At 56.6% G+C, this 18,510-nt stretch carries 21 protein-coding genes; 14 read left to right on the top strand and 7 right to left on the bottom strand.

Annotation, left to right across the window (positions count from 1 at the left end):
- Window positions 1-27 precede the first annotated feature (27 nt).
- A complete protein-coding gene (locus ACH518_RS19385; protein ID WP_445371282.1) occupies window positions 28-1,284 on the bottom strand; it encodes a glycosyltransferase family protein in 1,257 nt (418 codons plus the stop codon).
- Window positions 1,285-1,649: 365 nt separating this feature from the next.
- A complete protein-coding gene (gene trxB / locus ACH518_RS19380; protein ID WP_445371281.1) occupies window positions 1,650-2,606 on the bottom strand; it encodes a thioredoxin-disulfide reductase in 957 nt (318 codons plus the stop codon).
- 172 nt (window positions 2,607-2,778) lie between these two features.
- Here trxB and ACH518_RS19375 point away from each other — a divergent pair, with 172 nt between their 5' ends.
- The 11 genes from ACH518_RS19375 (at window position 2,779) to ACH518_RS19325 (ending at window position 10,573) form a co-directional block, all read left to right on the top strand.
- Window positions 2,779-5,091 carry a DNA translocase FtsK gene (locus ACH518_RS19375; protein ID WP_445371280.1) on the top strand — a complete coding sequence of 771 codons (2,313 nt, stop codon included), beginning with the start codon at window positions 2,779-2,781 and terminating at the stop codon, window positions 5,089-5,091.
- A gap of 5 nt (window positions 5,092-5,096) precedes the next feature.
- On the top strand, window positions 5,097-5,291 hold the full coding sequence (locus ACH518_RS19370; RefSeq protein ID WP_445371279.1) for a hypothetical protein: 195 nt from the start codon (window positions 5,097-5,099) through the stop codon (window positions 5,289-5,291).
- Entirely contained in the window at window positions 5,291-5,557 is a 267-nt protein-coding gene (locus ACH518_RS19365) for a SemiSWEET transporter (RefSeq protein ID WP_445371278.1), read from the top strand. Before ACH518_RS19370 ends, ACH518_RS19365 begins: the two co-directional genes overlap by 1 nt.
- Window positions 5,558-5,661: 104 nt before the next feature.
- Window positions 5,662-6,198 (top strand): cob(I)yrinic acid a,c-diamide adenosyltransferase, encoded by a 537-nt coding sequence (gene cobO / locus ACH518_RS19360; RefSeq protein ID WP_140910976.1) that lies wholly within the window; start codon window positions 5,662-5,664, stop codon window positions 6,196-6,198.
- A gap of 62 nt (window positions 6,199-6,260) precedes the next feature.
- Window positions 6,261-6,671: a ketosteroid isomerase-related protein gene (locus ACH518_RS19355; protein ID WP_445371277.1), complete on the top strand. Its 411-nt coding sequence runs from the start codon at window positions 6,261-6,263 to the stop codon at window positions 6,669-6,671.
- A gap of 106 nt (window positions 6,672-6,777) precedes the next feature.
- The gene (locus ACH518_RS19350; protein ID WP_140910978.1) at window positions 6,778-7,140 is read left to right on the top strand and encodes a hypothetical protein; all 363 of its coding nucleotides are present in this window, start codon (window positions 6,778-6,780) and stop codon (window positions 7,138-7,140) included.
- A 278-nt stretch (window positions 7,141-7,418) separates the two neighbouring features.
- Window positions 7,419-7,745 (top strand): cold shock domain-containing protein, encoded by a 327-nt coding sequence (locus ACH518_RS19345; protein ID WP_445371276.1) that lies wholly within the window; start codon window positions 7,419-7,421, stop codon window positions 7,743-7,745.
- A 52-nt stretch (window positions 7,746-7,797) separates the two neighbouring features.
- The gene (locus ACH518_RS19340; RefSeq protein ID WP_445371275.1) at window positions 7,798-8,433 is read left to right on the top strand and encodes a DedA family protein; all 636 of its coding nucleotides are present in this window, start codon (window positions 7,798-7,800) and stop codon (window positions 8,431-8,433) included.
- Between the two features lie 24 nt (window positions 8,434-8,457).
- A complete protein-coding gene (locus tag ACH518_RS19335) occupies window positions 8,458-9,525 on the top strand; it encodes an AI-2E family transporter (RefSeq protein WP_445371274.1) in 1,068 nt (355 codons plus the stop codon).
- 38 nt (window positions 9,526-9,563) lie between these two features.
- Window positions 9,564-10,307, top strand: a complete 744-nt coding sequence (locus ACH518_RS19330) for a DUF3530 family protein (protein WP_445371273.1) — start codon at window positions 9,564-9,566, stop codon at window positions 10,305-10,307.
- A 26-nt stretch (window positions 10,308-10,333) separates the two neighbouring features.
- The gene (locus ACH518_RS19325; RefSeq protein WP_140910982.1) at window positions 10,334-10,573 is read left to right on the top strand and encodes a TIGR02647 family protein; all 240 of its coding nucleotides are present in this window, start codon (window positions 10,334-10,336) and stop codon (window positions 10,571-10,573) included.
- Here ACH518_RS19325 and ACH518_RS19320 read toward each other — a convergent pair.
- Complete coding sequence (locus tag ACH518_RS19320; protein ID WP_445371272.1) at window positions 10,570-10,935, bottom strand: DUF6164 family protein; 366 nt, start codon at window positions 10,933-10,935, stop codon at window positions 10,570-10,572. The two genes, ACH518_RS19325 and ACH518_RS19320, sit on opposite strands and share 4 nt — an antisense overlap.
- 122 nt (window positions 10,936-11,057) lie before the next feature.
- On the opposite strand from ACH518_RS19320, the gene ACH518_RS19315 reads away from it, so the two are divergent.
- A complete protein-coding gene (locus tag ACH518_RS19315) occupies window positions 11,058-12,731 on the top strand; it encodes a SpoIIE family protein phosphatase (protein WP_445371271.1) in 1,674 nt (557 codons plus the stop codon).
- Window positions 12,732-12,741: 10 nt separating this feature from the next.
- Here the strand turns inward: ACH518_RS19315 and mutM are convergent, their stop codons facing one another.
- From mutM to ACH518_RS19295, 4 genes are read right to left on the bottom strand one after another with little or no spacing between them, the layout of a single operon-like run.
- The gene (gene mutM, locus ACH518_RS19310) at window positions 12,742-13,557 is read right to left on the bottom strand and encodes a bifunctional DNA-formamidopyrimidine glycosylase/DNA-(apurinic or apyrimidinic site) lyase (protein WP_445371270.1); all 816 of its coding nucleotides are present in this window, start codon (window positions 13,555-13,557) and stop codon (window positions 12,742-12,744) included.
- 9 nt (window positions 13,558-13,566) lie between these two features.
- The gene (gene hflD / locus ACH518_RS19305) at window positions 13,567-14,190 is read right to left on the bottom strand and encodes a high frequency lysogenization protein HflD (RefSeq protein WP_445371269.1); all 624 of its coding nucleotides are present in this window, start codon (window positions 14,188-14,190) and stop codon (window positions 13,567-13,569) included.
- A 1-nt stretch (window position 14,191) separates the two neighbouring features.
- Complete coding sequence (locus ACH518_RS19300) at window positions 14,192-14,629, bottom strand: rhodanese-like domain-containing protein (protein ID WP_445371268.1); 438 nt, start codon at window positions 14,627-14,629, stop codon at window positions 14,192-14,194.
- A 27-nt stretch (window positions 14,630-14,656) separates the two neighbouring features.
- Window positions 14,657-15,862, bottom strand: a complete 1,206-nt coding sequence (locus tag ACH518_RS19295) for an EAL and HDOD domain-containing protein (protein ID WP_445371267.1) — start codon at window positions 15,860-15,862, stop codon at window positions 14,657-14,659.
- Window positions 15,863-15,980: 118 nt separating this feature from the next.
- Between ACH518_RS19295 and ACH518_RS19290 the strand changes: the two genes are divergently transcribed.
- Both ACH518_RS19290 and ACH518_RS19285 read left to right on the top strand, forming a co-directional pair.
- Entirely contained in the window at window positions 15,981-16,190 is a 210-nt protein-coding gene (locus ACH518_RS19290; RefSeq protein ID WP_140910989.1) for a heavy-metal-associated domain-containing protein, read from the top strand.
- 46 nt (window positions 16,191-16,236) lie between these two features.
- Window positions 16,237-18,504, top strand: coding sequence for a heavy metal translocating P-type ATPase (locus ACH518_RS19285; protein ID WP_445371266.1), 2,268 nt, complete (start codon window positions 16,237-16,239; stop codon window positions 18,502-18,504).
- Window positions 18,505-18,510 lie beyond the last annotated feature (6 nt).

Below are 18,510 nucleotides of genomic sequence, written 5' to 3'. Positions count from 1 at the left end.
GGAAGGTTTATCTCAATGAAGATGGGTTTATTGGGGTGCCACGCTGCGGTTCGAAGACCTGATGCGCGCTTGCGGTTTTTCGGCGCGGCCATACAGCAAATCGGCGATTGATTCGCTAATACGCGGCAGACCACCCATGTCGATTTGATACAAGCGGCTGTGATGGACGTTGGTGCGGCCCAATTCTTCACGGACCGTTTCCATTAGTAATTTGGGCGACAGATTATGGGGATGAATGGCACGAACCAAGCCTTGCAGAGCCAGGCGTTCGGCGCGTATCCATTGTTCCTGGGAAGGTTTGACGCGCGGCACCAAAATGGCACGCTTACGCAACGTTAATAGTTCGCAGGTCGTATTATAACCGCCCATGCTCACCACCAAATCCGCTGCTTCCATACAAGCCATCATGTCGGTGTTAAACTCCTGAATCACCACATTTCTGCAGCTGCGAGCCAAAATTTCGATTTGGTGGCGGCGGCTTTCCGACATTTCCGGGCCGCAAATCATCAGGGTCATAGTGTTGTCGCCCAGGTCCTGCCGACTCAAGCCTTCCAGATAACTATGCAGCAACTGGTAGCCATCTTCGCCACCGCCTGCGGTAACCAGCACCAGGCGTTCGTGGGTGCAACCAATTTGCTGCCGAATTTCACCGGCGCGCTTGTCGCTGCGTTCGCGGGCTATGTAACCGCAGAAGTCGACTTTGTCATGGCTGGCGTCGGGAAATTCGTATTCCTTGCGCATGTCGTAAATCTCCGGCGAGCCCACTACCAACACCTTGTCGTAATGGGATTGGATGGCATCGTGGTAACCGTTTTTCTTCCACACCGGTATCGTGCTTTCCGGGCTATCCAGAATGTCGCGCAGCAATAACACCAGTTTGGCGCGGTGACCGCGACGTTGCATGAGATGCAGAGCAGCACCTAATTCGTCGCTGACGCCGTAGGGCTTTTTGTCGACCAGAATCAAATCGGGATCGAAATCCAGCACCGCGCTGAGGATGATGTTGCTGCGCAGTTTGAGCAATTGCTCGTATTCCATATCCAGGAATTTCACCGAATAATCGCCTTTGACGGTACGCGACAGACAAGGCAATTTGATGTAATCGATTCGGTCCGGAATGCGGAAGGCGTGCAGCATCGGCGAACCGGACAAAATCAACACCGACACGTTCCGATCGGCATCCACCAGGGATTTGGCGATAGCCAACATCCGGCGGATATTGCCCAAGCCGAAGGTATCGTGAGAATACACAATGATGCGTTTGGGTTGGTTTTCAAAAGGCATGGGCCGCTTCCTTGTTGTTGTCGTTCGTCGTCGGGCGGCGTGGCTTCAGCGGAAGACACACGTCCGGTTTTGGCGTAACAAAACGGTAATAAATTGTTCACACGCGACGTCTATTCCCAGCGGCCAGAACAAGGTTCAACAAATTTGGAAACTTAATCAGACTTTAATATTCCCAGGTGCGAGCGACGGAAGACGGAAAGTATCGAGTGAGCAGGGCGATAGCCGAGGGTGGGCGGCTAAGAAATTAGCCCGATTTTTGTTGAGGGATTGGTTTGGCGGAGTGGCCCGACAAGAGCCGGCAGTCGAATGCGCTCGACTTTAAACGAAGAGCGTTGCGGCGCCGGGCCGCAACGCAAACAGCGGAATTAACCGAACAAATCGTCCAGATATTTTTCGGCATCCAATGCCGCCATGCAGCCGGCGCCGGCCGAGGTGATGGCTTGTTTGTAATGCGAGTCCATCACGTCGCCGGCGGCGAACACGCCCGGTACGCTGGTGGCGGTGGCGTTACCGTGGATGCCGCTTTTAACCACGATGTAGCCGTGGTCCATTTCCAGTTGGCCGGCAAAAATGTCGGTGTTCGGCGTATGGCCGATGGCGATAAAGACGCCGTGCACGTCCAGTTCTTTGGTCGCGCCGCCCTGGGTACTTTTGATGCGCAGGCCGGTGACGCCCATCTCGTCGCCCAACACTTCGTCCAGCTCGTGATTCCATTCGATGCGGACGTTGCCGGATTTTGATTTCTCGATCAATTTGTCGGACAGGATTTTCTCGGAACGGAATTTATCGCGGCGATGGACGACGATGACTTCCGAGGCGATATTGGCAAGGTACAAGGCTTCTTCGACCGCGGTATTGCCGCCGCCGATCACGGCGACCGGCTTGTTGCGGTAGAAAAAACCGTCGCAGGTGGCGCAAGCCGATACGCCTCTGCCTTTGAAGGCTTCTTCGGATTCCAGGCCCAGATACTTGGCCGAGGCGCCGGTGGCGATAATTAACGCATCGCAGGTGTAAACGCCGGCATCGCCGGTCAAGGTAAACGGCTTTTGCGACAAATCGGTGGTGTGGATGTGGTCGAAGATCACTTCGGTGTTGAAGCGCTCGGCATGGCGCAGCATCCGGTCCATCAATTCCGGACCTTGCACGCCGTCGACGTCGCCGGGCCAGTTGTCGACTTCGGTGGTGGTGGTCAATTGTCCGCCTTGTTGCATGCCGGTGATCATGACCGGATTCAGGTTGGCGCGCGCGGCGTAAACGGCTGCGGTGTAGCCGGCCGGGCCGGAACCTAGGATTAAAAGTTTGCAATGCTTGGCTGCAGCCATTTTCTCGATCTCCATGCGGGGTTAGTATGAAACGATTATATGGGCAATCCCCCGCGGTTTAAACCGGCAGAATGCCGGGATTTTGCGGGCTGCGCCGGCCAAGCTAATGTGAAATCGATTTTTATCATCTATAATCAGGTTTTAGTTAAGCTTTTAACGTGAGCCGTCACCCATGGTTGCTGTTGTGGAAGAGAGAGACACGCGAGGATATCGCGAAATCGCATTGCTGGGCTGTTCCTGTTTTGCACTGTTCTTTTTGATTGCCTTATTGACCTTTAACTCCAACGATCCGGGTTGGAGCCACAGCACGTCCTATCAATCGATCAGCAACGCCTGCGGCGTGTTCGGCGCCTGGCTGGCCGATTTCGTGCTGAGCTTTCTCGGTTTGATGGCCTACCTGATCCCGGTCATGCTGTTCTGGTACGGTTACATGGTCTATCAGGGGCCGAACCAACAACAGGCCAGCCAATGGCTGGTCGCGGCGCGCTCGGTCGGTTTTCTGGCGACCGTCGTGTCCGGTTCGGCGATCTTGTTCTTACATCTGCATTTTCTGCGCACCAAAGTCGATCTGCCGGAGAGTCCGGGCGGCATTTTGGGCCGGGAAATCGGCGACGCGCTGGTGCATCTGTTGGGCAATTCCGGCTCGACCTTGCTGTTGCTGGCGATATTCATGACCGGCGTAACCATGTTTACCGGTTTATCCTGGCTGATGGTGATGAGTTTGATCGGCAAGTGTGCGATGAGCGCGTGTTCCGTGGTCGGCCGTCAGGCCGTGACCGGCGCCGAACGTTATCGCAGCAGCGAGAAGCCGGTGCGGGCCGAAGCCAAAAAAGTGCGGATCAAACCGGAAACCAAAGCCGAATCCAGATCCGACGAAGCGCCGCGCGCCAAGCCGCAAATTCAAGTTGTGGAAACCGTGTCCGCCAAGCCGGCCGAAACCGTCAGACCGTTGCGGCGCAAAGACAGCAAGGTCTTGGAAAATATGGACGACAGTGCGTTCCTGAACGCCTTGCCGCCGTTGTCCTTGCTGGACAAACGCGATATCAAGGTCAAACGCTATTCCAAAACCGAGTTGGAAGAAATTTCGCGCCAGGTCGAAGATGTGCTGCAAGATTACGGTATTGCCGCCGAAGTGGAAGCGGTGTTGCCGGGTCCGGTCATCACCCGATTCGAATTGCGGCTGGCGGCCGGTGTCAAGGTCAGCCGGATCAGTAGTCTGGCCAAGGACTTGGCGCGCGGCTTGTCGGTGACCAGCGTGCGCATCGTCGAAATCATCGAAGGCAAATCCGTCATTGGTTTGGAAATTCCGAACCAGGAGCGGGAAATGGTCTCGTTGCGCGATCTGCTGGTATCGGACGAATTCGAGCGGGCCAAATCCAAACTCAGCATCGCGATGGGCAAGGACATCGCCGGTACTCCGGTGGTGGCCGATCTGGCGAAAATGCCGCATGCGCTGGTGGCCGGTACCACCGGCTCCGGTAAGTCGGTCGCGATCAACACTATGATTCTGAGCTTGCTTTACAAAGCCAAGCCGGAAGACGTGCGGATGATCATGATCGACCCAAAAATGTTGGAGTTGTCGGTGTACGAAGGTATTCCACATTTGTTGACGCCGGTCGTCACCGACATGAAGGACGCCCAGAACGCCTTGCGTTGGGCGGTGGCGGAAATGGAACGGCGCTACAAGTTGATGTCGAAAGTCGGCGTGCGCAATCTGGCCGGTTACAACCATGCCATCAAGGAAGCCGAAGCCGCCGGCCAACCGATCCGCGATCCGTTGTTCAATCCGCAAACCCCGATTCCGCTGGATGATTATCCCTATCTGACCACGTTGCCCAGCATCGTCATCGTTATCGACGAGTTGGCCGACATGATGATGGTGGTGGGCAAGAAGGTCGAGGAGCTGATTGCGCGTTTGGCGCAAAAAGCCCGCGCTGCCGGCATCCATTTGGTGTTGGCGACGCAGCGGCCGTCGGTGGACGTCTTGACCGGTTTGATCAAGGCTAACGTGCCGACCCGGATTTCGTTTCAGGTTTCTTCGCGCATCGACTCGCGGACCATTATCGATCAGGGTGGTGCCGAAGCTCTGTTGGGCAACGGCGACATGTTGTTCCTGCCGTCCGGTACCAGCATTCCATTGCGGGCGCACGGCGCCTTCGTCGACGATCACGAAGTGCATCGGGTGGTCGAGTTCATGAAAAAAACCGGACCGACCGACTACCTGGACGAAATTACCCAGGAGCGCACCGACAGCGGCGAAGTGGCGGGCTTGGACGGGGAAGGCAGCGAGTCCGATCCGTTGTACGACGAAGCGGTGGCCTTCGTCACCGAGTCGCGCAAGGCTTCCATTTCCAGCGTGCAGCGCCGCTTTAAAATCGGTTACAACCGCGCGGCGCGGATTATCGAAGACATGGAAAACGCCGGCGTGGTCAGTCCGCCGGAAACCAACGGCTCCCGCGAAGTGCTGGCGCCGCCGCCGCGCTGAAGCCGATGAATCCTGCCATCGGCGCATTGCTGGTCATCCTAACCGTATCGGCGTTCGGTGGTTGGCTGCTGTGCCGTAACAAGCCGGTCGAAAAGCCGGTTAAAGCCATGTTGTTCGTCGGTTACTTTTGGGGCTTGGCTTTTTCTTTATTGATAATTGCGGTGTTGGCTTATTTGGGCTGGCAGCGTTTCTCGATTTAATGATTATGAATTCGGATTGGATAGGCTATCTGGCCGCAGCGTTGACGACGGCTTCGTTTTTACCGCAGGCGGTGATGACCGTCAAAACCCGTGATACCTCGTCGCTGTCTTTGGGCATGTACAGCCTGTTTACCTTGGGCGTACTGTTGTGGCTGATTTACGGCGTGTTTCTGGCGAACTGGGCGATTATCGTCGCCAACGCCGTAACCTTTTTACTGGCCGCGGCGATTCTGGCGGTTAAGCTGCATAATTCGTGGCGTAAATAGCCCCGGGTTTTGCCGCTGCCGCAGTCGGCTTAAAGCAGTGGCTATGCCAATAACTTGCTACAATGCGGACCCTTTAACGGTCCGGATGGTAAAGGCTGCAGCCAATGAAAGTAAGAGAAAAACGACACGGTCTGGTATTGGTACATACCGGCGAAGGCAAGGGCAAATCCTCCAGCGCGTTCGGCATGGTGTTTCGTGCCGCGGGTTGGGGTATGAAGGTCTGCGTGATCCAGTTCATCAAGGGCCAGTGGCAAACCGGCGAACAGAAGGCGGCGACCCGCTTCGAGGAGATCGAGTGGCATGCCCTGGGCGACGGTTTTACCTGGGATACCAAAAATCCGGAGCAGGATATCAAGACCAGCCGCGAGATCTGGGAGTTTGCCAAACAAAAGATCCAGTCGGAACAATTCGATCTGGTCGTGCTGGACGAAATCAACTACTGCTGCGGCTACGGCTGGATCAGCGGCCAGGAAATCGCCGATTTCATCCGCCAGCATAAACCCGGTTGGCTGCATCTGGTGCTGACCGGGCGCAATGCGGCGCCGGAAGTGATCGAAGTCGCCGACACCGTCACCGAAATGACCCGTGTTAAACATGCTTTCCAGGCCGGAATCAAAGCCGAGCAGGGCGTTGAATTTTAAGCTGAAAAAAAACCGGGCTTCTGGCAAAATTGCCGCCTTTTTTAATCCAGGCTATGACCACTATGCAACAAGCAATCGAATTGATCAAAAAGTACTATCAAGCATTCAACGACGGCGACATGGATACCTTCCTGAGCTTGTTGACCGAAGACGTGGTGCACGACATCAATCAAGGCGGCCGCGAACAAGGTAAGGCCGCGTTCGGCGAATTCATGAAAAAAATGAATCACCACTACAAGGAGCAATTGGTGGACATGGTGGTCATGGCCAACGAAGACGGTAGCCGCGGCGCCGCCGAGTTCGTCGTGTTGGGCGAATACCTGAATACCGACGAAGGCTTGCCGGAAGCCAACGGTCAGACTTACCGCCTGCCGGCCGGCGCCTTCTTCGAAATTCGCGACGGTAAAGTCGCCCGCATCACCAATTACTACAATCTGGGCGACTGGATTGCTCAAGTCGATCCGCAGGCCTAAACGCCCTGTAACCGGCGCATTGCCGCTACCGGCCATTTAGCTTAGAATCCGGAACTCAAGGTTTCGGATTTGCTTTGAAAATAACTAGAAACAGAGGAGAGCAACAATGGGCGAAATACAAAAAGCGATGATCGCTGTGGTGGGTGTGTTCGTGGTCGGTTTCATTCTGGTGGGCGCCAGCAAGGAGCAAAGCAACGAAGAGAAGGAAGCCGCGTCGCAGATCCGATCCTTGGTGGCCATGCAGGAAATGGCCAACCAAAAATGCCCGAAATTGATTCAAAACAAAACCGGCACCCAGGTGTATTTCCCGTCCAAAACCGACACGGATAAAGCAACTTACGTGACGATGGAATGGGTCGGCGAGCCGGGCTCCAACTTTAAAACCGCATCCTGCACGCTGCATTTGTCGCTGGGCGGCGTATCGAAGTTGATCATCGACGATAAAGTTCTGATCGACAAGAAAATTTAAGTGCGGACGGCGTTTATGCGTTTTTGCGTAAACGCCGTTTCCGTATCGGCCGGTTCCGCGTGGTTTTTGCCGAAGCGGGGCCGTCTTACAACTTGCAAGCTGCTAATTTGCTAGCCTTTCGCCCCTTTTCCAGTCCCGCGGGTTCGGCCGGAGCGATCCGGATTAACCGAATTGTCGCGCATTTCGTCCAAAATACGGGCGACTTTAGCCTGATCCTTGCTGCAACCGCAGCCGAGTTCCATACTTAGTCCCGTTTGCAATTTAAGAGGTGAATCAATATGGCGGATAACACCGTCCACAAAGGTATTTTAAAAACCTGGAAAGACGATAGAGGTTTTGGCTTTATTCAGCCGAATGGCGGCGATAAGGATATTTTTATTCATATTTCTTCGCTGAAAGGCATGGCGCGGCGGCCGCAACGCGGCGATGTGATCGTTTACCGCGTGGCTCGCGAAGCCGACGGTAAATTGAAGGCGGTTGACGCCTGCATCGAAGGCGTTGCCTATCAGGCCGCACCTTCCAAGCCCGTTAAATTCTGGCGTTGGATAGTTGCATTGTTGCTGGGGTTGATCAGCGCCGCGGCCGCCGCCTATTTCTACCGGTAACCCGGCCTGCCGGCGCATTACCGCACTATTTACAGGATTCCAGGGATTACAGATGGATTGGCTACATTATCTGCTCGACGTTTTGTTACACATTGATAAACATCTGGCCGAATTGATCGGCGAATACGGTGCAGTCACCTACGCGATCTTGTTTGCCGTGATCTTTGTCGAAACCGGTTTCGTGGTGATGCCGTTTCTGCCGGGCGATTCGCTGCTGTTTGCCGCCGGAGCCTTTGTTGCGGTCGATGCGCTGAATCTGCCGATGCTGCTCGGCATCATGAGCGTTGCCGCGGTACTGGGTGACACGGTGAATTATTGGATCGGGCGTAGCGTCGGTAAACGCGCTTACTCGTTGAGCTGGGTCAACCGGCAACATCTGGAGCGGGCGCAGACCTTTTACGAAACTTACGGCGCGAAGACGATTGTGTTGGCGCGTTTCGTGCCGATCGTCCGCACCTTTGCCCCGTTCGTCGCCGGCATCGGCCGCATGCCGTACGGTTATTTCTTCCTTTACAACGTCGTGGGTGGCTTGGCCTGGGTCTTGATTTGCGTGTTTGCCGGCTATTTTTTCGGCAACATTCCAATCATCAAACAAAATTTCGAACTGGCGATCCTGGCTATCGTGCTGCTGTCGATCACGCCTATCGCCGTCGAACTTTTGAAAGCGCGTAAGCATCCCGAAAATTGAATTCAGCGGAGAACCGATGTGGAGATGAGCGATTCGCAGAAGTGGTTGGTATTGGCCTTCGTTGCCGGATTCGGCGGCTTGCTGTATTTGCTGGCTCCGGTATTGATGCCGTTTGCGGTCGCGGCGATTCTGGCGTATCTGGGTGATCCTTTGGTCGATCGTTTGGAAACCCTGCAATTGCGCGGCTGGCGCCTCAATCGCACCCTGGCGGTGATCGTGGTGTTTTCCGGCATCATCTTTACCATCGCCGCCTTGCTGGTCGTGATTATTCCGGCGCTCGAATACCAGATCGGCGAGTTCATCGATAAACTGCCGTCCTACTTGAATTGGGTCAACAAAGCGGTCATACCCGATCTGCAGAAGTACTTCGGCCGCAGCATCCGCCCGCTGCGCGAAGAGCAATTGCTGAATATGATCCGGAATCACTGGCAAAACGGTGGCGTCGGCGAAAACCTGCTCGAATCGGTGTCGCATTCCGGCGCGGTGCTGATCGGTTGGGTCATGAATCTGGTGTTGATCCCGGTCATCACCTTTTATTTGCTGCGCGACTGGGACGAACTGGTCAGAAGAATCCACGATTTGTTTCCGCGCCGTGCGGCCGGGACCGTGGCGAAACTGGCCGCGGAAGCCGACGACGTGCTGGGAGCGTTCATGCGCGGCCAGTTTTACGTGATGCTGGCTTTGGGCGGCATCTATAGCTTTGGGTTGTGGCTGGTCGATCTGGAATTAGCCCTGGTCATCGGCATGATGGCCGGGTTGGTCAGTTTCGTACCCTATATGGGAGCGATCACCGGCATCGTGTTTGCCTGTATTTCGGCTTTGCTGCAATTTCAGGACGCAATGCATTTGCTTCCGGTCCTGATCGTGTTCGCCGTCGGCCAAAGCATCGAAGGCATGCTGCTGACGCCGTGGCTGGTCGGTAACAAGATCGGCCTGCACCCGGTCGCGGTGATGTTTGCGGTGATGGCCGGCGGCCGTTTGTTCGGATTTTTGGGGGTGTTGCTGGCTTTGCCGGTGGCATCGGTGGTGATGGTGCTGTTACGCCACATCCACGAGCGTTATACCTTCAGCGGTTTCTACAGCAACGGTTAGCCGCCTTGTGCTTCCGGCCGGCGTTCGCGATATTCTGCTTGGCGGCAGCGTTGCCGGCCGCTGCCAGCGACCAGCGCCGCGAGCAGGATTATGCCGAACAAATTCAACGCCAATTGGCCTTGGGACGCGTGGTTTGGTTGCAGAGTTCGAACCGGCCTGTTCTTGGGCTCTATACCGATGCCGAAAAAACCGACAACCGTAGCGCGGTAATCGTGTTGCACGACATGGGCGGCCATCCGGACCAGCGCCCGGTGATTCGCGGATTGCGCGCCGCCTTGCCGAAACACGGTTGGGCGACCTTATCGTTACAAATGCCGCTGCAGGAGATCGGCGCGAACCTCGACGATTACCTTGTACTGTTCGACGACGCGGCGGCACGCATCGATGCCGCGGTGGCCTATTTGCAGCAAGGCGGTGCCAAGCGCATCGCTGTCGTCGGTTACGGCGTCGGCGCGGCAATGGCGCTGTATCGGCTCAGCGCCAAACCGGACGGTATCATGGCGTTCGCGGCTATTAGTCTGTCGATCGGCGATAATCGTTTACCGCAGGCGCAAAGCCTGGAGCAAATCAAAAACATTGGTCTGCCGTTTCTGGATGTCTACGCCGAATTCGACGTCGCTGCGGTGGTCGATAGCGCCTGGCAACGGCGCATGGCCGCAAAGGATAATCCGGTGTACCGGCAAATCAGGATGGAAGGGGAAGGGCACGCATACCAATACGACGACAATCTGCTGATAAAGCGGGTTTACGCTTGGCTGACACTGACCGCCAACGAAAAATAATCATAACCACCACAGGGGGAAAACCGATGCTATTTAACGATGAACTGGTTGCGGAAATCCGGTTTCTATCGCTGTTCAATTTGGCCAGCGCACAGGAAGGGGTCAAGGTGCACGGCAATGCCGATCCGGCATTGATCGAAGCGGCCCGGCGCTTATTCGATAAAGGCTTGATTTCGCAGGCCGACGGCGGCTATTTGACCGACTTGGGAATAGAAGCTGCCGAACATGTCCAGCGGGCCTTGGCCGTATTGGCAACAGCGCCTTAAAGGCCCAATTCGAACAGCCAAATCAGCGAGACGAAGCCGACCAGCGCTACCAATACGCTCAAGGCGATGAAACGTAGCGGCCGGGCCAGATTGTGATGCCAGAACCCGGCGGCTTCGCCGCTGTTTTTCAGGGCCTGGTAATGTGCACGTTGAGTCAGAGCGCGTTTGGTTTGATAGTGTTCGAACAAGTCGTCAGCCAGTTGCCGATCCTGGTCGCGGTATAGCCAGATCGCCGGCAACGAGGTGCCCCAGGTGCCGGCCGAGGTCTCGTAAAAGTCGATGTCGTTATCGATCAGCAATTGTCGGACGTCCTCGATTTCATCGGCCGGAACGCCGCGTAACGAAAAAAATAAAATCGCCATAGCCGCAGAGTTTAAGTTGGGAGGGACTATTATAAGCCAGCAGCCCACGTTAGCCGCTCGGCCGCTCAATAGCCGCGGCCACTTGGCGTAAGCGCAAATCATCCGTTCGATAGCCACTAATCATGCAAACAGTAATTGTCTTTTTCAGGGATGCCGGCCCCGACGCCGAAGTCGATCACTTGGAGCGCCAGATCATCGGCCAGGGCTACATTTGTCAGCCGGCTACCAGCGATGCGGAAGTGTTGGCCTTGGTCGAATCGCAGCCGATCGATTTGGTGATCGTGGCTTGCCGCCACTGGCATTGGCAGGCATTGGCGGAGGTGCGCGAGGCTGCAGACAACTATTTGCCTATCGTGTTAATCAGCGAGTCGATTAGCGATAACTTGTTGGAGCGTTGCGCCACGGTTGATATCGATACGGTATTGTGTCGGCCGGTAAACTTCGGTTTGTTATTGTTCAAGATTCGGTCATCGTTACGTTTGAGCGAATTGTACCGGCGCGAACGGGAGCAGAAAAACCGGTTATTGGACTATTGGCAGATGTCCGATCTCGAGCAAGAGGTTGCAGCCAAATTGTTCAACAGCGTACTGAAAGCCGATTTTCTGGAAACCGACGCGGTTAGTGTGTCGATGTCGCCGATGGCCTTGTTCAACGGCGATTTGGTATTGGTGGCGAAAACGCCGGAAAACCATTTGCACCTGTTGCTGGGGGATTTTACCGGCCACGGCTTGGCGGCGTCGATAGCGGCGACGCCGCTGGCGGACATCTTTTACGGGATGACCCGCAAAGGCTTCGATATCAGCGAGATCGTGGTGGAGGTCAATACCAAGCTTCACCGGATGCTGCCGGCTAACCGGTTCTTGGCGGCGACTCTGGTGGCGTTGTACCCCGAAGATTCGATGTTAAAAACCATTACTTGCGGTTTGCCGGACCACTACCTGGTCCACCGAGTCGATAAGAGCTATCGGGCCATCCGCTCCTCCAATATTCCGCTGGGGATTCAGGCCGTTATCGAGCCCGATGTCCAACTGCATCGCGTCGGCGAGCATGAAAGTTTGTATTTGCTGACCGACGGTGTGTTCGAGGCGGAGAATGCAAGCGACGAGTTGTTCGGCGCCGAGCGCGTGTTGCAGGCGATTCTGGAAAGCCGGGACAGCGACTTCGACATATTACAACGCCGGCTGGCGGAACATACCGGCGGAGCCGAGCGCAAAGACGACAATACGATGGTGGTGTTGCGTTGCGCGGTCGATAGCGTGCCGTGGGCCGGCAGTCAGGTCCAGGCCGCCGGGCATAAATTAGCGGCGATGACCTGGAAACAGATGATGGAATTCGACATCGACAGCCTGCGTTGTACCAACCCGGTGCCGGTGATCGTAAACACCTTGACTGAATTGCAAGGCCTGCAGCGCCATCGCCAAGCGATATTTCTGATCGTGACCGAATTGTTCGCCAATGCCTTGGATCATGGCTTGCTGAAGTTGGATTCCGCCGAGAAAACTACCCCGGAAGGCTTCCTGCGGTTTTACGAATTGAAACAACAGCGCCTACAAATGCTAAGCGAGGGCAAAATCCGTTTGTTTTTCTCCCATCATCCCACCGAGACCGGCGGGCGGTTGATCGTCAAGGTCGCCGACAGCGGCAGCGGATTCGACTGGCGCCGCCACCGCACCGATTTACAACACAATGCCGGCTATAGCGGACGCGGTATTGCACTTCTGGAAAAACTTTGCAGCAGCGTGACCTACCACGGACGCGGCAACCGGGTCACGGTTGCGTTCGATTGGCAGGCCTGACTAAGGCCTGTCAGCTTTGGCAGCGGCTACAGTAGTAGCTGGCGCGCTGGCCGATTTTCGAATGTTGTATCGGTTCGGCGCAGGTCCGGCAAGGTGCGCCGTCGCGGCCGTAGACGGCCAATGCCTGTTTGAAGTAGCCGGGTTTGCCCTCGGCATTGGTAAAGTCGCGCAAGGTGGTGCCGCCCTGTTCGATGGCCTGGCCCAGCACGGTCTTGATCGCCGCCGCCAGACGTTCGAATTCGGCCCGTTGCAAACTTCCGGCGGCGCGGGTGGGCAACACGCCGGCCAGAAACAACGACTCGCTGGCGTAGATATTGCCGACTCCGACCACGATATGACTGTCCATGATCAGGCTTTTGATGCACGCCGTCCGCTGGCCGGCGCGGCGTTGCAGGTATTCCGCATCGAAGTCGGCCGACAATGGCTCCGGCCCGAGCTCTGCCAGCAGCGGATGCTGCAGCGGATCGGCGGAAGTCCACAGTGCCGCACCGAATTTGCGCTGGTCGTTGAAGCGCAGCACGGTATCGTCGGCAAACACGAAATCGAGATGGTCGTGTTTGCCCGGAATCTGCTGCGGATTGGTGATTCGCAAATTGCCGGACATGCCCAGATGCAGAATCAGCGTTCCGGTCTCGGCGCCCAGTAGCAAGTATTTGCCGCGGCGTTCGACCGCATTCAGGCGCTGGCCGGCCAGAACCGCCGGCAGGTCGACAGGAACCGGCCAGCGCAAGCGCGATTCTCGTACCGCTACCGTTTTAAACGTTTTGCCCAGAATGTGCGGCGTGATACCGCGCCGGCTGGTTTCGACCTCGGGTAATTCCGGCATGGTGCTGCGTTAGATTTGCGTTAACAGGAACTCGGCTTCGTGGCGAATTTTCTGCCGCGCCAATAGCAGCTTCCAGCGGCTACCGCCGCATTGGCGCCACAGGTGGGCAGAGCGGATACCGGACAGCAGTACCGCGCGAATTTTATTGACCGTGCCTTGGTTGCCCAGATGCTGCGGATCGCCCTGGACCATGATCCGCGGTTGCAGAGTGCTGATGGTGCTGTGGTAGACGTCGGCCAGATTTGCCAGTACGTTTTCATGCAATACGCCGAAATGTTCGGCCTGGGCCTGAGCCCGACCGATGCCGGTCCGGATGCTATCCAACATGTCCGGCTTGCCGGCCAGCCGCTTTTGCAGGTAGACCAGTTGCGCGGCGTAACGGGCTTGTTCCGGATTGGCTGATGCCCGGCTACCCAACTGGGTCTGCAATTGTTCCAAGCCGAGGCGGATGCCGGCCAGGCCGCCGTAGACGTCGGCGACGCTATCCGAGTCGATTTTCAACAGACTGCCGATGCTGGCTTCCAAGGCCCCACTTTGGCAGGCACCGGTCGTCGCCAGTTGCTGTACCAGCGAACAGGCTTGGGCGATGCCGGCCAGCGCGATGGTCTGGTTGGTGATCGTGGACAGCGACATATCAATTACAGGCGCTGGCCAGACAATCCGGTGCAACCGGCCGGCCGGAGCGGATCCAGGACTGGATGCCGTTATTCAAATGATAAACCTTGGGCATGCCGGGCTGTTCGCTGAGCATTTTGCCGACTTTGGTGCTACGGTTGCCGGAACGGCACACCAGAATCACCGGTTGGTCGGGCGAGGTTTTCAATTTCTCCAGATCGGCCAGCCATTTTTGCTGGTCGAATTTGCCGTCGGCATCGAACGATTGCAGCTTGTGGCTGCCCGGAATCAGGCCGGTAGCCTGCCATTCCTGCGGCGTGCGGATATCCACCACCAGCGCGTTTTGGTTTTGTTGCATCGTACCAAGTTGTTCGGTGTCGAGTTCGCCGAGTTCTGCGGCTTGCAAGCCGGCGGACAACAATCCGGCCAGCAAGAAAAAAGGTAATTTTCGTTTCATAGTCTATCCATACCAGTCAATGAAGTGTTATGTGGCCAGTAACGGCGAGATGTGGGTCGCCCACCAGTCGATGCTTTCCAAATAGATATTGGCGATGCGCTCCGGCGCGATGTTGCGGTAGTTATTTAGCCCCGTTTCCCAGCGCTCGTAGGCGATACAGAATTTTAAGGTTTCGCCGGCAGGGCCGCGATGGTGGAGTACGGCGTCGTTTATGTCCTGCGCCAGCGGCAAGTGTTCCAGCAATTTCGGCAAGGGCGAATCCATCAGGCTGTCCAGGCCCGACAGCATGCCGATCAGGAAGTAATGCTCGCCGTCATCCTTAACTTCCCGCGCGAGCAGTTCGCACATTTTGGCCCGGATCAGTACGTTTTGCAGTACCGAGGAAGGTTTGTCCGACAGGGCAGATAGGGTCAGGATATTGAGCCAACGCTTGATTTCGACCAAGCCCAAACAGACTACCGCATGTTGTATTGATTCTATTTTGTACGGCAACGCAAAAAACGCCGAATTCAGGTAGTGCAGTAGCTTGAAGCTCATACTGACGTCTTGCGAGACGATCCCGCTGATCTCGACAAAACTGGCCTCGGGTTTGTTGACTGTGGCTAGTAACTGCAGTGCCGTGGTTTGGCTGGCGCCGATGCGTTTGCCTTCAACGATGTTGGGCTTGCTGAAGAAAAAACCCTGAAATAACTCGCAGCCCCAATCGCGCAGGGTTTCGAACTGCTGATGGGTTTCGACCTTTTCCGCCAGCAATCTTAAATTATAAGGGGCGAGTTGTTTTATCAGTTCGCGGGTGGCGTCCAGCGTGCCTGCCATGACGTCGATCTTGACGATGTCGGCGAATTCCAGCAGCGGCAGCCACTCGGGCGCCAGCACGAAATCGTCCAGCGCCAGCGTGTAGCCGAGTTGGGACAGCTCCTTCAAGTTGGCGACGATCTCGGCGTCGACGGTTACGCTTTCCAGTACCTCGACCACGATGCGGTCTTTCGGCAGATGCAGCGGCACTTTATCCAGAATGTTCTGGGTCGTGAAGTTGATGAAGGCTTTATGCGGCCCGACCAGTTCGTTCAGGCCGATCTCCAGCAAAGTATCGCTGATGACTTGTTTGGTGGCGTTGGCGGCCCCATCTTTTAGGTTAAGGTCGAAATCGGTGCCGCGGAACAGAATTTCGTAAGCGAAGGTATTCAATTGCCGGTCCAGTATTTGCTGCCGGCCAATTAGAAAATCTGTCATTTATTTACGGGCTCCCGATCATTGCACTATGATGCTGCTACGCCCCGCCTTATAACATGTAAGCCGAGATTTAGTCGAGTTCAGGCGCGGCGCATCTCTAACAACCCTAGGAGGAACAATGTCCGAATCAGCAACGCTAACGGTTACCGGCATGAAATGCGGCGGTTGCGAAAATAGTATCGTCAGCAAAGTGTCGGCGCTGGCCGGAGTCAAATCGGTCAAGGCATCGCACTTGGATAAGCAGGTCGGCGTCGAATTCGACCCGGCTCAGATCAGTCTCGACGAGATCGAAGACACCATCGTCGACGCCGGTTTCAAAGTAGAATAATTTTTCGCCGGCAGCCGGCGGTGCTGCCGACATTCGAGGAGGCAGGATGACAGATGCCCAACAGGTAGAAAGCGGCGACGTCCAAGAGATTAGGCTGTCGATTCTCGGCATGCGTTGCGCCGGTTGCGTCAGTGCGGTCGAAACCGCTTTGCAGTCGGTGCCCGGAGTCGCATCGGTCGCAGTTAACTTCGCCGACCATTCGGCAACCGTGCTTGGCGATCCCGACCGGCAGATAATGAAACAGGCTTTGAAGGACGCCGGTTACGACGCCGCGGTGATGGAAGGTCTGGAAGATCCGGCGGAAGAGGAAGCCCAGGAAGAGCTGCGTTACCGCGATTTGATGCGCAAGGCGGCTGTCGCCGGCGCGTTGGGGTTGCCGTTGATGTTGGGCGCCCATATCGATCTGTTCCCGGCGATGGGCACGCCTTCCGGCACGCTGTTCTGGTCCGAAGTTGCGCTATTGACCTTGGCGGTGTTGTATTACTCCGGCGGCCATTTTTTTCACAGTGCGCTCAAATTGCTGGCCGTGAAGCAGGCCAACATGGATACCTTGATTGCATTGGGTACCGGCTCCGCCTGGTTTTATTCCTGCGTCGTCATCGACTATTCCGCGCAATTGCCGTCGCTGTCGGCGCACGCTTATTTCGAAGCCTCGGCCGTGATTCTGGCCTTCATCAATCTCGGCAGCGCCCTGGAAACCCGGGCCCGCGGCAAGACTTCGGCGGCGATCAGAGCCTTGATCGGCCTGCAGCCGCGCACCGCCAGAGTCGTGCGCGACGGTCGCGAGATCGACGTACCGATTGAGGAAGTCGGTCTTGGCGAGACCTTGCGGGTGCGGCCGGGGGAAAAGATCGCGGTCGACGGCACGGTGGCGGAAGGCCATTCCAGCGTCGACGAATCCATGCTCACCGGCGAATCGATGCCGGTCGAGAAAAATGTCGGCGACAGCGTCGCCGCCGGGTCGATCAACGGCCAGGGCAGTTTTTTGTTCACGGCCACCCATATCGGCCGCGACACGGCGCTGGCGCATATCATTCAAAGCGTGCGCCAGGCGCAAAACAGCAAGCCCGCCATCGCCAAACTGGCCGACAGAATTTCGGCCGTGTTCGTGCCGACGGTGGTTGCAATTTCTGTTCTGACCTTTCTTATCTGGCTGGCGATCGGCCCCGATCCTGCCTTCGGTTATGCCTTTGTTACTTCCATGACGGTTTTGGTAATCGCCTGCCCTTGCGCGTTGGGTTTGGCAACGCCGATCTCGGTCATGGTCGCGGTCGGTCGGGCGGCGCAAACCGGGATTTTAATCCGTAAGGGTGAGGCGCTACAGACGGCCGGCAAACTGACTTGCCTGATACTGGACAAAACCGGCACGGTAACCGCCGGCAAGCCGGCCTTGGCCGAAGTGTTGGGATTCGGCGATTACGACGAAACTCAGGTTTTGCAACTCGCGGCCAGTCTGGAATCCGGGTCTGAGCACCCGCTGGCGGCGGCGATTTTGGCTGCTGCCGAACAGCGTTCGCTGGCTTTGGACAAAGTCAGACGCTTTCAGGCCGTGGCCGGCCACGGCGTAATCGGCCGGATCGGCGAGCGGCAATGCCTGTTCGGCAACGCCGCATTAATGGCCGAACATGGGGTCGATACCGGTGTGTGTCGGGATAAGCTGGCGGAATTGGCCGGAAAAGGCCAGACGCCGATGATGTTGGCGATCGAACAGGCCATAGTCGGCGTGGTTTCGGTGGCCGACCCGATCAAGCCCGACTCGGCTGAAGCCGTGCGCGAATTGCAAGGCCGTGGCGTCCGGGTGTTGATGGTGACCGGCGACAACGAAATCACGGCCAAGGCCATCGCCGCCCAGGCCGGTATTACCGAATTCCGCGCCCAGGTGTTGCCGACCGACAAAGCCGCAACGGTCAAAGCACTGCAGCAGCGGGGCGAGTTGGTCGGCATGGTCGGCGACGGTATCAACGATGCGCCGGCCTTGGCCCAGGCCAATGTCGGCTTTGCGATGGGCGCCGGTACCGACGTGGCGATCGAAAGTGCCGACATCGTCTTGCTGCAAGGTTCCTTGCTGAAAATTCCGGAGGCCATCGCGCTGTCGCAATTGACGGTCGCCAACATCAAACAGAATCTGTTCGGCGCCTTCATCTACAACACCATCGGCATTCCGGTTGCGGCCGGCTTGTTGTATCCGCTGTTCGGCATTTTGCTGAATCCGATGATCGCCGGTGCGGCGATGGCGATGTCGTCGGTGACCGTGGTCAGCAACGCCAACCGGTTGCGCTGGATCAAATTGGATAGCGCCGCTAAGCGCCGATAAAACCTT

The organism is Methylomonas sp. HW2-6 (assembly GCF_052474525.1).
Note: the sequence above shows the minus strand (reverse complement) of the source record. Positions and strands in the feature narration are given on the sequence as shown.